13 protein-coding genes and 1 tRNA gene are annotated in these 12,512 nt (G+C 32.8%); 2 read left to right on the top strand and 12 right to left on the bottom strand.

From position 1 onward, the window contains the following. Window positions 1–44 precede the first annotated feature (44 nt). Together der and era are read right to left on the bottom strand one after the other, a co-directional pair. On the bottom strand, window positions 45–1,355 hold the full coding sequence (gene der / locus LPB88_RS13240; RefSeq protein WP_230716175.1) for a ribosome biogenesis GTPase Der: 1,311 nt from the start codon (window positions 1,353–1,355) through the stop codon (window positions 45–47). A gap of 438 nt (window positions 1,356–1,793) precedes the next feature. Further along, entirely contained in the window at window positions 1,794–2,675 is an 882-nt protein-coding gene (gene era, locus LPB88_RS13245) for a GTPase Era (RefSeq protein ID WP_041517423.1), read from the bottom strand. A gap of 116 nt (window positions 2,676–2,791) precedes the next feature. Here era and LPB88_RS13250 point away from each other — a divergent pair. Further along, window positions 2,792–2,864: transfer RNA gene (locus LPB88_RS13250), tRNA-Met, on the top strand. On the opposite strand, the gene LPB88_RS23870 is transcribed toward LPB88_RS13250, so the two are convergent. From LPB88_RS23870 to LPB88_RS13270, 5 genes are all read right to left on the bottom strand, one after another. After that, complete coding sequence (locus LPB88_RS23870; protein ID WP_370635836.1) at window positions 2,824–4,473, bottom strand: recombinase family protein; 1,650 nt, start codon at window positions 4,471–4,473, stop codon at window positions 2,824–2,826. The two genes, LPB88_RS13250 and LPB88_RS23870, sit on opposite strands and share 41 nt — an antisense overlap. Window positions 4,474–4,477: 4 nt before the next feature. Then, complete coding sequence (locus tag LPB88_RS13255; RefSeq protein WP_230716177.1) at window positions 4,478–4,747, bottom strand: hypothetical protein; 270 nt, start codon at window positions 4,745–4,747, stop codon at window positions 4,478–4,480. 263 nt (window positions 4,748–5,010) lie between these two features. Beyond that, window positions 5,011–5,361 (bottom strand): hypothetical protein, encoded by a 351-nt coding sequence (locus tag LPB88_RS13260; RefSeq protein WP_230716179.1) that lies wholly within the window; start codon window positions 5,359–5,361, stop codon window positions 5,011–5,013. 30 nt (window positions 5,362–5,391) lie between these two features. After that, a complete protein-coding gene (locus LPB88_RS13265) occupies window positions 5,392–7,008 on the bottom strand; it encodes a hypothetical protein (RefSeq protein ID WP_230716180.1) in 1,617 nt (538 codons plus the stop codon). A 34-nt stretch (window positions 7,009–7,042) separates the two neighbouring features. After that, window positions 7,043–7,612: a hypothetical protein gene (locus LPB88_RS13270; RefSeq protein ID WP_230716181.1), complete on the bottom strand. Its 570-nt coding sequence runs from the start codon at window positions 7,610–7,612 to the stop codon at window positions 7,043–7,045. Between the two features lie 179 nt (window positions 7,613–7,791). On the opposite strand from LPB88_RS13270, the gene LPB88_RS13275 reads away from it, so the two are divergent. Beyond that, a complete protein-coding gene (locus LPB88_RS13275; protein ID WP_230716182.1) occupies window positions 7,792–8,196 on the top strand; it encodes a helix-turn-helix transcriptional regulator in 405 nt (134 codons plus the stop codon). 197 nt (window positions 8,197–8,393) lie between these two features. On the opposite strand, the gene LPB88_RS13280 is transcribed toward LPB88_RS13275, so the two are convergent. The 5 genes from LPB88_RS13280 to LPB88_RS13300 form a co-directional block, all read right to left on the bottom strand. Continuing rightward, the gene (locus LPB88_RS13280; RefSeq protein ID WP_230716183.1) at window positions 8,394–9,224 is read right to left on the bottom strand and encodes a GNAT family N-acetyltransferase; all 831 of its coding nucleotides are present in this window, start codon (window positions 9,222–9,224) and stop codon (window positions 8,394–8,396) included. Window positions 9,225–9,379: 155 nt separating this feature from the next. After that, window positions 9,380–9,973, bottom strand: coding sequence for a hypothetical protein (locus LPB88_RS13285; RefSeq protein WP_230716185.1), 594 nt, complete (start codon window positions 9,971–9,973; stop codon window positions 9,380–9,382). Window positions 9,974–10,136: 163 nt separating this feature from the next. Beyond that, window positions 10,137–11,180, bottom strand: a complete 1,044-nt coding sequence (locus LPB88_RS13290; protein ID WP_230716187.1) for a hypothetical protein — start codon at window positions 11,178–11,180, stop codon at window positions 10,137–10,139. 68 nt (window positions 11,181–11,248) lie between these two features. Next, window positions 11,249–11,848 carry a hypothetical protein gene (locus LPB88_RS13295; protein ID WP_230716189.1) on the bottom strand — a complete coding sequence of 200 codons (600 nt, stop codon included), beginning with the start codon at window positions 11,846–11,848 and terminating at the stop codon, window positions 11,249–11,251. 58 nt (window positions 11,849–11,906) lie between these two features. After that, a complete protein-coding gene (locus tag LPB88_RS13300; RefSeq protein WP_230716190.1) occupies window positions 11,907–12,344 on the bottom strand; it encodes a hypothetical protein in 438 nt (145 codons plus the stop codon). Window positions 12,345–12,512 lie beyond the last annotated feature (168 nt).

A 12,512-nucleotide genomic window follows, 5' to 3' on the forward strand; every position in this document is an offset into this window, starting at 1 on the left:
TAAATTTAATCAAAAAAAAATCCCCGACTAGCGGGGATTTAAAATTATTTCTCTCTGATATAAATATCGATTGGCACTCCAGAAAAATCCCAATTCTCTCTAATTTTATTTTCAAGATATCTCTTATATGGTTCCTTAACGTATTGAGGCATATTTGCAAAAAACACAAACTGAGGCGTTAGCGTTGGCAACTGCATACAATATTTAATTTTTACATATTTACCTTTTGTTGCCGGTGGCGGATAAGCTTCGATTACTTTCAACATGTATTCGTTGAATTTTGAAGTTGCAATTCTTTGTTTTCTGTTTTCAAAAACCTGAACCGTAGCTTCAAGTGCTTTCAATAAACGTTGTTTCGTTAAAGCCGAAACGAACAAAATTGGCACATCTGTAAAAGGCATTAATTCTTTTTTGATTTTCTCTTCGTAGTCACGAGTCGACATAGTGTCTTTCTCAACCAAATCCCATTTGTTCACCAAGATTACAACACCTTTGCGGTTTTTCTCAGCCAACCAGAAAATACTCTGATCCTGACCTTCAAATCCACGAGTAGCATCGATAACCAAAATACAAATATCTGCATGCTCAATTGCACGAACAGAACGCATTACCGAGTAAAACTCTAAATCTTCCTTCACCTTAGCTTTACGACGGATTCCCGCAGTATCAACCAAGTTAAATTCAAAACCAAAACGGTCAAATTTTGTATCAATTGCATCACGTGTAGTTCCTGCAATGTCAGTAACCATAAAACGTTCTTTACCAATTAATGCATTGATAAAACTTGATTTTCCAGCATTTGGACGTCCAACAACAGCAAAACGAGGTAAAACTACTTCTTCCTGAACTGGTTCTGGTTTTTCTGGAAAAGACTCGATTAAGGCATCTAATAAATCCCCGGTTCCACTACCTGAAATACTTGCAAAAGTAAAATAATCTCCTAAACCAAGATTATAAAACTCAAGAGCATCCTTCTCACGCATTGCGTTATCTACCTTATTTACAGCCAATAAAACTGGTTTTGTTACCTTACGTAATAAGCGCGCAACAACATCATCCATTGGTGTAATACCTTCTTCTACATCAACAACAAAAATAATAACATCAGCTTCGTCGATAGCAAGCTCCACTTGTTTGCGGATTTCACCTTCAAATACGTCATCAGATCCACGAACATATCCGCCGGTATCAATTACAGAAAACTCTTTTCCGTTCCACTCGCTTTTACCGTAGTTTCTATCTCTGGTAACTCCAGAAACCGAATCTACAATAGCTTCTCTTCTTTGTATCAGCCTATTAAAAAGGGTTGATTTCCCTACATTAGGTCTTCCTACTATCGCAACAATGTTATTCATTTTTTTGAATTTTAGATTCTGAATTCCAGATTTCAGATTTTTAGTTCCCTAAAAACCTAATCACTTGTAACCCAAAATGCTTTATTTTAATTTTTTGCAAAGGTAGGTAAAAAAGTGGCTAAGTCGCCAAGTTTCTAAGTACCTAAGATTTTTATTATTTTTCCTGTTATATAAGGAGTATTTTTTGGAGCTATTTCCCGCTATCCGTTTCAATCTTTTGCTCCGCTAAAAAGCGTCACAAAAGGATTTCCACTTCAAATGAAATTCACTGAACTCCTATAAAAATAAAAGTATAGTGAAGTAATCAGGGCTAGGGCTTCAAAGTATCGAGAACTTTTTCGGTCATCATTTCGCATTTCAACCTGAAACAAAAAAACTTAACCATTCCAATTTCACATTTCAAAAACCTGAAACCTGAAACTTGAAACAAACAAAACCTTATTGATTATACCCGAAACGTTTCAACATATTAGCGTTGCTTCTCCAGTTTTTATTCACTTTTACAACAAGTTCAATGTGAATTTGTTTTCCGAAGAATTTCTCCAAATCAGCACGAGCCTCAGTTCCTACTTTTTTCAAAGCGGCACCTTTATGTCCAATAATGATTCCTTTTTGCGTTTCGCGTTCTACCATAATGATCGAACGGATTCTGATAATATTTTCATCCTCAAAAAATTCTTCTGTAACGATTTCAACCGCATACGGAATCTCTTTACTGTAATTCAACAAGATTTTCTCACGAATGGTTTCGTTTACGAAAAAACGTTCTGGTTTATCTGTTAATTGATCTTTAGGATAATATGCTGGAGATTCCGGCAATAATTCGATGATTCTTCCAAAAACTTCCGGTACATTAAAATTCTGTAAAGCCGAGATTGGGAAAATTTCAGCATTTGGTACTTTTGCAGTCCAGAATGCCACTTGCTCCTCTAATTGTTCCTGATTCGAATTGTCAATTTTATTCAACAATAACAAAACCGGAATTTTAGCGTGGATGATTTTATTAAAGAAAGCCTCGTCTTTTAAGTCCTGCTCGCCTATTTCGACCATGTAAACCAAAATATCAGCATCTTCAAAAGCCGATTTTACAAAGTTCATCATCGACTCCTGCATTTCATAAGCGGGTTTGATGATTCCGGGAGTATCCGATAATATAAGTTGAAAATCTTCGCCATTCACGATTCCAAGAATACGGTGACGGGTTGTTTGTGCTTTTGATGTAATAATCGATAATCTTTCTCCAACAAAGGCGTTCATCAATGTTGATTTTCCAACGTTTGGATTCCCGATGATGTTTACAAAACCTGCTTTATGTGACATTTGTGTACTATTTATTTTGCAAAGGTAGTCATATCAACTCAATACAGAAAATAAAACATTTTTTAAAGTTTTCGTTGGATTTCTCAAAAAACGGCGTATCTTTGCACCCGAAACATCGCGGGATAGAGCAGTAGGCAGCTCGTCGGGCTCATAACCCGAAGGTCACAGGTTCGAGTCCTGTTCCCGCTACAGAGAATAACCCATCAAAATTTTGATGGGTTTTTTGTTTTTTATTACCTCTCTCAACACCTGTAAACGTTGAGACTAAGCCAAAAATAGAGTTTACTCTTCCAGTTAGATATTCCCTGTTTTCAGCCCTAATTGACAATCCTTCTGGAAATACTAAATTCTGGATTCTTATTTTACTGTCAATATCTCCTTCTCTCCAGTATTTATTGATATTTGTAACCTTTTCGACCACTTTATCAATATGTCTGCTGTGGTTAGATATTATTTTTTTATTTGAGGCAATCTGAAGATCGACATCCTTTAATTCCGTATCAAACTGAAGTGAGTATCTATTGTATTTTTCATCCCCAAAATTCGGATTGTCAAAATAGCGTTTATCCAAATTTTCAATTTTTGCTTCTAAATCTTTTTTCGTAGCAAGCAGACCCTTCATCTCTTCCCTGCCTTCATTTTCCACAATCTCAAAAAGTTTATTCAGCTGAAATTTAAAAGGTTCTACAAATTGAGAGCTTAAGGTATATCTTGATAGCAGTTTTTCAAAGGAATCATTCAATCCTTCCGTTTTTGAATGCGATGTTGTCAATGCGTTAAAACTGGCATTTCTGCATTTCTGGCATTTATAGTAATGAGTATTCTTTTTTCTTACCACATAACTTGTGAGAAGGCTTCCGCATTCGCATCTTAAAAACCCTGTCAGAGGTCTAAACTCATTGATCTTGCTTTTGGAGTATTCTTTAACTGGCACTTTACTTTCGGTGAGCATTGCGTCAACTTTCAGAAAATCTTCCTCACTCACTAAACCTGTCCAGTTTCCTTTCACTGGCTCATCAAGCAGTGCATTAACAGATATTCCGCAGTAAAATGGATTTCTCCACATAGAGCCGAGTGATTGTTTTGTAATATTTAAATTAAGCTTTTCTAGTTTCTCTCTGATTACAAAATCCCTCTCTCCTGCGAGCTTCCATTTCCAAGCCTTTTTTAAAATCTCTCCCTCCAAATTTATCGTAATGGACTGCTTCTCCTGCATTAAGGAATAATCTCCAACCTTTTTCCCTCTCATTGTATAACCTCTGGGAGCTTTGCCAAGCCAGTTCCCTGCTCTGAGCAGTGCTTTCATTCCTGGAATTGTTTTTTCGAGCTTGTCCATATTTTCTCGTCTGGCGTCTAGAAGCTTACTGTAAATATCAAGTTTACTGTATTCATCATTAGTGCACAGTCCTGAAGAAGTTTCAATTAAATGCACGCCTAGTTTATCCACCAGTTCATGAACAATACTAATAGCGTTGCCACCAGTTCTGGAAAACCTGCTGATAAATTTGATAGCGATTGCAAAGGGTTTCTGCTTTGCGCTTTTAACCTCTTCTAATAATCTTGTAAACTCTTTTCTGGTAAAATCCCCCGAAGCACTTTCATAAGTACCTCCAAGAATATTTTTGAGTGTATATCCATTTTTAGAAGCAAATTGTATTATTTCTACGCGCTGTTCTTCAAGGCTGTTGTTTACCAGCTGTAATTTGGAACTTACTCTAGTATAACCCCAGATTTCTTTTACCTCAGCTCTTTGGGCTAATTTCTCTTTTTGGAATTTTTTAAAACTTTCAATTCCCATAATTTTACGTTTTAAAATTATAAACTATCATCGCTAATTGAAATAAGCTTTCAATTATTTCATTTCCATCTGATTCTGAAATTTCTTCAAAACCTCTACATCTTCTTAATTCTTCAATTGTTAATTTCCCCTCATTCGTTTTGAGCTTTTTTTCTGCATCACAAACAATCCTTTCTCTTTCATCAAACCTAACCCCCTGTTTTTCAATTTGTAAATTTACAAAAGTTTTTCCTCGGGTGATTCTTCTCTTCTCATCCGTTGCTTCGTTTTTCATTATAAAATTCCTCTTCATTAAAAAAAGACCATCACTGGTCTTTTTTGTTCAACTTTCATCCACTGCTATAAAATTAAATAATTCACATGTAAATATCCAGTTCAAAATTTGAACTGGATAATGTAAAGATATGAGTTAATCTTCTGGATTTGATAAGTAAAATATACCTGTGAAAGCCCTAGAGCGTTCTTTTAAATTTATACAAAGATAAAACTCTCTCGTCTTATTGTCATGGACATAATATGTACATGAAACGTTTTTTGCTATTTAGAATCAACTAGAGTTCCATCTTTCCGACAGTGGTATAAATCACTAATTTCGTTTATAAGTTCAAATTCATCAATCGGGAATAACTGAAGTGCAACTCCCAGTATTAGCCCGACATCAATATCCTGGTTTTGAATTGTTGGAGGAACTTCTGCGCTGTCCCTGTCTAAAGCGATTATGCAGAGCTTCATCAGATTTCTTATAATGGAAACAAGTTCATAATAATCGTATATCCTGATCTCTGCGTTATACATTCCTCTTTTATCCTCGGCTGGTTTCAGAGTATTAAGCAGTCTTTCGCTTAACACTCCGATTTTTTCCAATTTTCTAATTTCATCTGTCTCCATGCCCATTATTCTTAAATTAATTTTGCCAAATCAGTCCTGCTCATAAATTTTTAAAAGCCCGCCTTCAATTACCAGTTTATGAAGTTCGTTGCTAAGCTTTTTGACAATCATTTCCATCTGAGAAACCTTTTCCGCGTCAAGCCTTGTTAATCCATGCGAAACAGTTCTATTTGCATCCAGATAAGGAAATATTTCTGTCCAGAACGTCTCAAGTAAATAATTGTACTTTTTAATATCATTATCCGCGTAAATGCATAAATTCCACAATGTCTTGCTTGACAAATAATTGGGCATATAATAGGTTTTTACGAAAATATAGGTTCTGCAGAATGAAAGAAAAAACTGTGCGAATAAACAACCCAGCCCACAGTAGTTTTCCTCATTGTTGTGGGCTGTTGCAGAAAACTGCTCCGCACATTTTTCTGCCGATTTATAAAAAATGTGAAGGTCACCGTAATAAGGTTTGTGCGGTTCTTCCCAGTGAAATTCTGGATGATACTCATTTGATGAATAAATCAGATAATTTTCTTTTATGATTTTCTCAAAAAAACTCTGATACTCATAGAGGTTATTCTGTATCCAATAACGACTGTGACTGATCAGAACCAAATTACATTTCCCGTCTGTCTTGCTTTTCAAACAGTCGGTAATTACTTTTAATTTTTCATTGCCTGCATTTTCGGCAATAAGCAACAGATAATAAATCATTTTATCATTGCTGGTTGTCTCATGAAACAAATAAATCTGTTCTGGTTCTGCCCTTTGCAAAATTATTTGAACAGCTGTATCAAGCACTGAAATTGTAGGCTTATTATCAGTCAGGCACAAAACTTCTTTTTTTTCTGTATATTCTTTTTTTATTAGTTTCTTCAGTTCACTCAACCTGTCTCCAATAAGATCACAGAGATTTTCTTCAGCTTCACCGACAGCCTTAAACATTTCATTACGATACAATGCCTCATCATCGCTGGAAGCTTCTTTCGCCTGTTCGAACAGATCGGTAAGAAAATATCTTCCTTTGGAGCTTTTTACAAAGTATCTTTGAATAACAGGAATGTATGGCGAGAGACTGGCTATTCTCTCATTTATACTTACAGAGACAGATTTACTTCCTAAGTACAGTTCCTCCAAGTATTGGAGATCATATTCAATGAGCCTTGAATAAGAAGTAAAAACAGCGTTTGAAGCAGTTTCTAAAATGAGATTTTTGATCTGCCATTTATGAAGCTCATGATCGTGATAAAAATTATTTTCGTAAGCCTTAAATCTTTTCTTGTATTTTTTCCATTCCCATTGTGTGAAAATTGAGTTTTCAAATTCTTTATTCTCGTAGATTACAGCAGACTGGCGACAATAAAATCCAATAAAGGGATCGCCTAAAGAGCAATAATGATGAAGCTTTGAAGAAAAGATAAAATATACGGTGATCTGAAAGTTTTCTTTAACTTTTCTAACCCATTTACTCTGCTGGAGTTTCTGCACATCCATACTGCTCTCCAGATTCACAATAAGGCTTGAGAAAGCAGACGAACTTTTTCTGGTAAAAAACAGCTGGATAATATTATACTTATTTACCAGCTCTCTGAGAATATTCTCCAAATACTCATTTTCGAGTTCTGGAAATGTAATTTTTTCGAGAGTTTTCATAGTGTGTTTTTTTGAAGTTTTTACAAAAGTTATTTTATTCGACAGGGGACAAAATATCCCCAGACAGCTTCTCTTTTTTAATTTTTTCAATGCCACTTTCCATGATAAGCTGTCCTGCATCTAGCATTTTGATTAAATGAACATAAGGAGTTATAATATCATAATCCGATTCTCCTGCGTGCGGAGATAATGAAAGCTGCACGATTTCGCAGAGAAAGAATTCAAACTGCTCTAATGACTTCTCTTCGAATGCCTTTTGAAACACCTTCAAAGGATTTTTATACTCTTCTTTATTTAGTGAAGCCAGATGAAGTATTGAACTGTAGTCGCCAGAACCCTTCACCTGCCATTTCCTGCTTTTTCTTTTAAGACAATTGCAAGCTTTTACAAATGAGCTTAAAGCAGTATAAATCACAAAAACATGGCAAGGGTTATCCTGCTGATAAATCTTCCTTCTGTAGCTGTGGATTGCTATATCGCTTAAAATCTGTTTATACTCATCAAGATGGGAGAAATCATAAAAAACATGCAGAGCATCATATGGATTTCCTGCCTCATAAGCTGACCAAAAATTAGTTCCAAAGGATATTTTATTCTTTTTCATAGCGGAAATATTTAGAATTCAAAGCGAAGTTCCTGCCTTTCAAAAGGATAAACTATTCCAGAAATGGATATAATATCTGACAAAAGGGATATTTTACAGGATATTTTTTTATCTTTGAAATTCAGATTTTTTAATCCGCATGGCTTTATCTTTGAGCCTTCAGAAAATTGATAATCATTATGGAACAGAAAATACATCAGGGAAGAAACGTAAAACGCTTCAGAGAAATGCTTAATATAAAACAGGAAGCATTAGCTTATGATCTGGGAGAAGACTGGAATCAGAAGAAAATTTCTATGTTAGAGCAGAAAGATGTAATTGAAGATAATTTGCTTAAACAAATATCAGCAGTATTAAAAATTCCAGTTGAAGCTTTTCAAAATTTTGATGAAGAGCAAGCAGTGAACTTAATTTCGTGTAATTTCTCTGATAATGCGATGTTCAATAACAGGATTGAAGTTTTTAATAACAATCCGATTGAGGAGATCAAAAAACTTCACGAAGAAAAGATTGCTTTGTTTGAGCGTATGCTGAAAGAGAAAGACGAAATGATGGCAAGGCTTGAAAAATTAATCAATAAATAATCACATAAAATTTCTAAAGCAAAAATTAGCTTTATTGAAGATATATTAATTCAAATAAAAGAGACCTTCGAGTCTCTTTTTGGTTTGGTACTAATTAAGCACATACTTAAAGTTTGACAAATTATCTCAAATACAAAACCAATATTCCATTAAGACAATTGCCTAAATTAATTGTAGAAGCTCTTACGCGCTATTTATTATTCTTCCTTATATCTTACAACATATTCACCAGTGACTTTATAACCAACTTTTTGAAATGCCTTATTGGATGCAGGATTATATGCATTTGTCATTAACAAACATTTTTGGTGGCCATTTTCAATTAAGCCTTTCGTGATATTATAAACTAAAGAAGAAGCAATACCGAGATTTCTAAAATCTGGATGTGAAATAACATGGCCTATAACAGGAAAATCAAACTCTTCATAATTGACCTGTGCAATGCCAACCAGTTTGTTATTTACTACCCAGCAAAATAGATTTCTTTTTTGGACCCCAGATAGCATAATATCAAAAACGTTATCAGCAGGTTTTTCTTCACCATAAAATTCATTTACGAATATGTTCCCCAATTCTACAAGTTCATGTAAATCTTCTTCATTTGCCATTTGAGCTTCTCCTGAAGCAAATTGAAACGGTTCCCAGACTTTATTACATACATAATATATCCGATGTTTTTGTTCCGAAAACTCAACATTAAACTTTAAAAACAAAGAATCAAGTATATTCTTAGTACCAAAAAAAGTATATCTTATGAATTTATGAAACTCCAAACCTTGCGCAACTAGTGATGTAATTTCATCATTTACTTCCGAAGCGTAAATTAAACATTCGTCTTTTACAAGTAGTATAGATACAAAATGATTTTCACCAACTACATTGAAAAACCTTATCAATTGGACTTCATTACGCAAAACTCTAATGAATGTTTTTTCAAGATTGAAATAAAGAAAGGGATTATTTTCTATGAATTCTATATTGAATTTCATATAATCTCTAAAATCATTAAATTCTACTATTTGATACATAAATGTTGTTTTAAATGGAAGATAACGTTCTACCGCAATAAAATGTTTTTAGACTTATTAAGTCCATTATTCGGATTTGACAAATCATTAAAATACAAAAACAAGTTTACAGCAAATTTACCAATCGTTGTTGTAGCTCTTATTCCAAGTTCATTTTATCTTCTGCTTACATAGCTCCATTTATTGTTCTTCTTTTTTATAAGCAAAGCCATATTATAGCCATTTGTATATCCACTTTCATTTCCAATTAAATAATCTATTACAACAATTCCATTTTCCATCTTTTCGTCGAAACAAACTCTTGAAAAAAGAATTTTTGAATAATCATCGTTTGGCTTGATGTCTTCGTTAAATTGTTTATATGGTTTTATAAGTTTTATTTTTGATTTATCATATTCGCGATATTCAAGTTCCTTAAATTTTTTTGAATCCATAATAGCATAAAAAATGATTGAATCAGATTTATTAAAATCATTATTTTTAAACATCCATTTATTATCTTCTCTAATCTGGCTTAGAGGCATTAAAGCATCCGATAAATACAGTTTAAAATCAAGCGTATCAATGCTGGCCTTAGTTGTTGGCTTTCCAAAAAAATCTTTTGGATTCAAATAATATTTGTCTAAATGATTTTTTTTAAGATAATCGTTTGTGATTTCTTCAATCGCTTTTACTTCTTCTTTCTCATATGCTTTTTGACAACTAAAAAAAGTAACGATTATAAAAATTAAAGTTATTATTCTCATCATCGAATTATTGAATTATTGCTTAATGTTCAGGTATTACAGCGGGTTTGAGACTAAATTAAGCCCATTATTCGGATTTGCCAATTCATCCCAAATACAAAACCTACTTTGTATTAAACCAATTGCTTAAATCCGTTGTAGTAACTCTTATTTACTATTTTTTTTATTATTCATCGATAGGTTTTGGCATGTCATCGTACGGATATTCATACCCATAATATTCTTCCCACTCTTTTTTAACTATGTCTCCATAGATTATTTGACGAACTTCATAATCTTTTGTATCCATTGTCCCAACAAATATTCGCTGATGTTCCGGTACTGCCTCGTAACTAACTTCTAATTCATTCCTTAGTTTCTTTGTTGGATTTTGTCGGTACTCTTCAAAAATTCTTGCACATTTTGATATGCTGTTTTCTCTGCCATTAAGTTCATTGAATTTGTCAGTCAACTCCTTTAATTTAAATTTTATTTCAATCCCACTTCCTGATTTTATTTTGAAAGATCCCAAATTCAAAATTGTCACAATTTCGCCAACCTTCAATTCAGTTGTGATTATTCCTTTCTCGACAAGTTCATTTAGTTCTTCAAATTTGAAAGTTTTCTTTGAAGGTAAGTTTGTAAATTCAATATGTCCATTTTTGTATAATGATAACTCAGATAAATATATTTTGTTATCATCATTTCTGTAGAAAAAATGAAATTTCTCCCCATGGATTTTGTTTGGAAAGAAAGATTTTGGATCGTCTAAGTAGAATGGTTTCGGGTTTGGCATAAAGTGTTTTGCAACATTCGCTTTACCAACCGTTTTTGAATTATTTCCGCTATAATGTTGAAGATTTTCAAGTGTTGGATTTAGTCTCTTTATCAGTGAATAAACATAATCATATAAGGTTTCCTCAGTATGTTGCCATTTACCTTGTTCAATCACCCAATTTCCTAAATTAAAGATTGAAATAGATTCCTCATCTGGAATTGATGTAACAACCCAACCTTTTTTCAATTTGTCTTTGAACATCTGTAAATCAACCATTTCCCAACAAGAAATAAGTCCGTCACTATATACTTGCAAGTCTGTAAAATGGTATTGCATATTGTGTATTATTCCTGGAATAGAAAATCCTTCAAGAACTTCAGTTCTTGTAATCATTGTCAAGTCCCCTGGATCTATCTTCCTGTTAGGCTTGAAGATTTTATCAAATATTTTCATTTGTTATAGGGTTTGACTTTTAAAATAACATATAACGTAACGTTGAAGTAGCTTTTAACAGTAGGTCTTTATAGGTCACTAAGTGCCCTAATTATTGATTTTCTGTATTCATTATCTTTCTCAAGAAGTTCAATCGTTTTTTCGTTTGTATTTATATTTAAATACAATTCACAATAGTCTTCTTCTTTATCATTTTCATTATCTCTAAAAAACAATTTAAATTTATAATAACCTAATTTTTCAACTTCAACAATTGACTTGTTTAATGAAAATGCTGTTGGAGATAAAGTATCATTAGTAAATTTTTTATTCGTTGAAAATTCATAAAGTTTAGAAATAGCTTTTAAAAACTCATCACTTTCTTTACCAATAGACGATATTTTTATAGCATTTCGAATGAAACCATTTTTAGGATCAAGATTTCCATTACTATCTATTCCATTAGGTAAATAAGATTTAATCTCAAATTTTAATCCTACAACCTTTGAACCAGATAATCCTTTTGCTATATAAACATATGAATCTTCCATTTTTTGCTCAGAAACTATTTTTAGTAAAATATCTTTAAAACCTTTTTCCTTTTCTGCAACTTCGGTAATTTGTTCAAGATTAATTGATGCAGAATTTGATGATTTATTGCACCCGAAAAACAAAGAAAATAAACTCAAGATAATTATAGTTTTAAATTGTTGCATATTATATAACTTGTATTAACGCTAGCGCCGATTAGTTCTCAAAATTCCATAAATCCAACCTAGTGATGTTTTTTATTGTTCCTCCAAACATTCCCATATGCCCTCTGGAATTCATATCAAAAGTCCCTACAATAATTACATATTTTTGATTGTAATCATTTAAATTTTTCTTTTCAATAATTTCTTTTGAGAAATTCACCCAAAAACCATTATTGGATATTCCTTTTGAATAATCTTCTTTGTGTAGATAAATTGCGTTTCCTTCAAATTCCAAATTCAAATATCCTATAACTTGAATTTGTTTTCCATCATATTTTTCCGGAGTTGAAATTAACCTTATTAGTGATATATTAAATTCATGAAAAGGTATAGCTTGTTCTTTTTCACTTTTTGGTTCTTTAGCAGTTGTTTTATTCTGTGAACAAGCGTTTAATGAGAATGCCAATAAAATTAAAATAATATATTTCATGTTTTGCAATTTTGTTTGTTAACTGGTCATTACCGCTAAAATCTACCGCTAGGCATAGTTGGAGAATAAAGATGCGAGATTTTCAGGTTAAACACAAACTTCTCAAATAGAAAACTATCTTTAAGTTAAGCCTAAAACGCCAGCTTACCAAGCTGTTGTATGTTGTTG

It is taken from the genome of Flavobacterium sp. JAS (assembly GCF_020991455.1).
In the GTDB taxonomy this organism is placed as follows: domain Bacteria; phylum Bacteroidota; class Bacteroidia; order Flavobacteriales; family Flavobacteriaceae; genus Flavobacterium.

Bases quoted from the DNA above. Each gene is read 5' to 3' on its own strand.
- LPB88_RS23870 (WP_370635836.1), bottom strand. From the start codon at position 4,473: ATGGGAATTGAAAGTTTTAAAAAATTCCAAAAAGAGAAATTAGCCCAA.
- LPB88_RS13270 (WP_230716181.1), bottom strand. From the start codon at position 7,612: ATGAAAAAGAATAAAATATCCTTTGGAACTAATTTTTGGTCAGCTTAT.
- LPB88_RS13290 (WP_230716187.1), bottom strand. From the start codon at position 11,180: ATGAAAATATTTGATAAAATCTTCAAGCCTAACAGGAAGATAGATCCA.
- LPB88_RS13280 (WP_230716183.1), bottom strand. From the start codon at position 9,224: ATGTATCAAATAGTAGAATTTAATGATTTTAGAGATTATATGAAATTC.
- LPB88_RS13255 (WP_230716177.1), bottom strand. From the start codon at position 4,747: ATGAAAAACGAAGCAACGGATGAGAAGAGAAGAATCACCCGAGGAAAA.
- LPB88_RS13285 (WP_230716185.1), bottom strand. From the start codon at position 9,973: ATGATGAGAATAATAACTTTAATTTTTATAATCGTTACTTTTTTTAGT.
- era (WP_041517423.1), bottom strand. From the start codon at position 2,675: ATGTCACATAAAGCAGGTTTTGTAAACATCATCGGGAATCCAAACGTT.
- LPB88_RS13275 (WP_230716182.1), top strand. From the start codon at position 7,792: ATGGAACAGAAAATACATCAGGGAAGAAACGTAAAACGCTTCAGAGAA.
- LPB88_RS13300 (WP_230716190.1), bottom strand. From the start codon at position 12,344: ATGAAATATATTATTTTAATTTTATTGGCATTCTCATTAAACGCTTGT.
- der (WP_230716175.1), bottom strand. From the start codon at position 1,355: ATGAATAACATTGTTGCGATAGTAGGAAGACCTAATGTAGGGAAATCA.
- LPB88_RS13260 (WP_230716179.1), bottom strand. From the start codon at position 5,361: ATGGAGACAGATGAAATTAGAAAATTGGAAAAAATCGGAGTGTTAAGC.
- LPB88_RS13265 (WP_230716180.1), bottom strand. From the start codon at position 7,008: ATGAAAACTCTCGAAAAAATTACATTTCCAGAACTCGAAAATGAGTAT.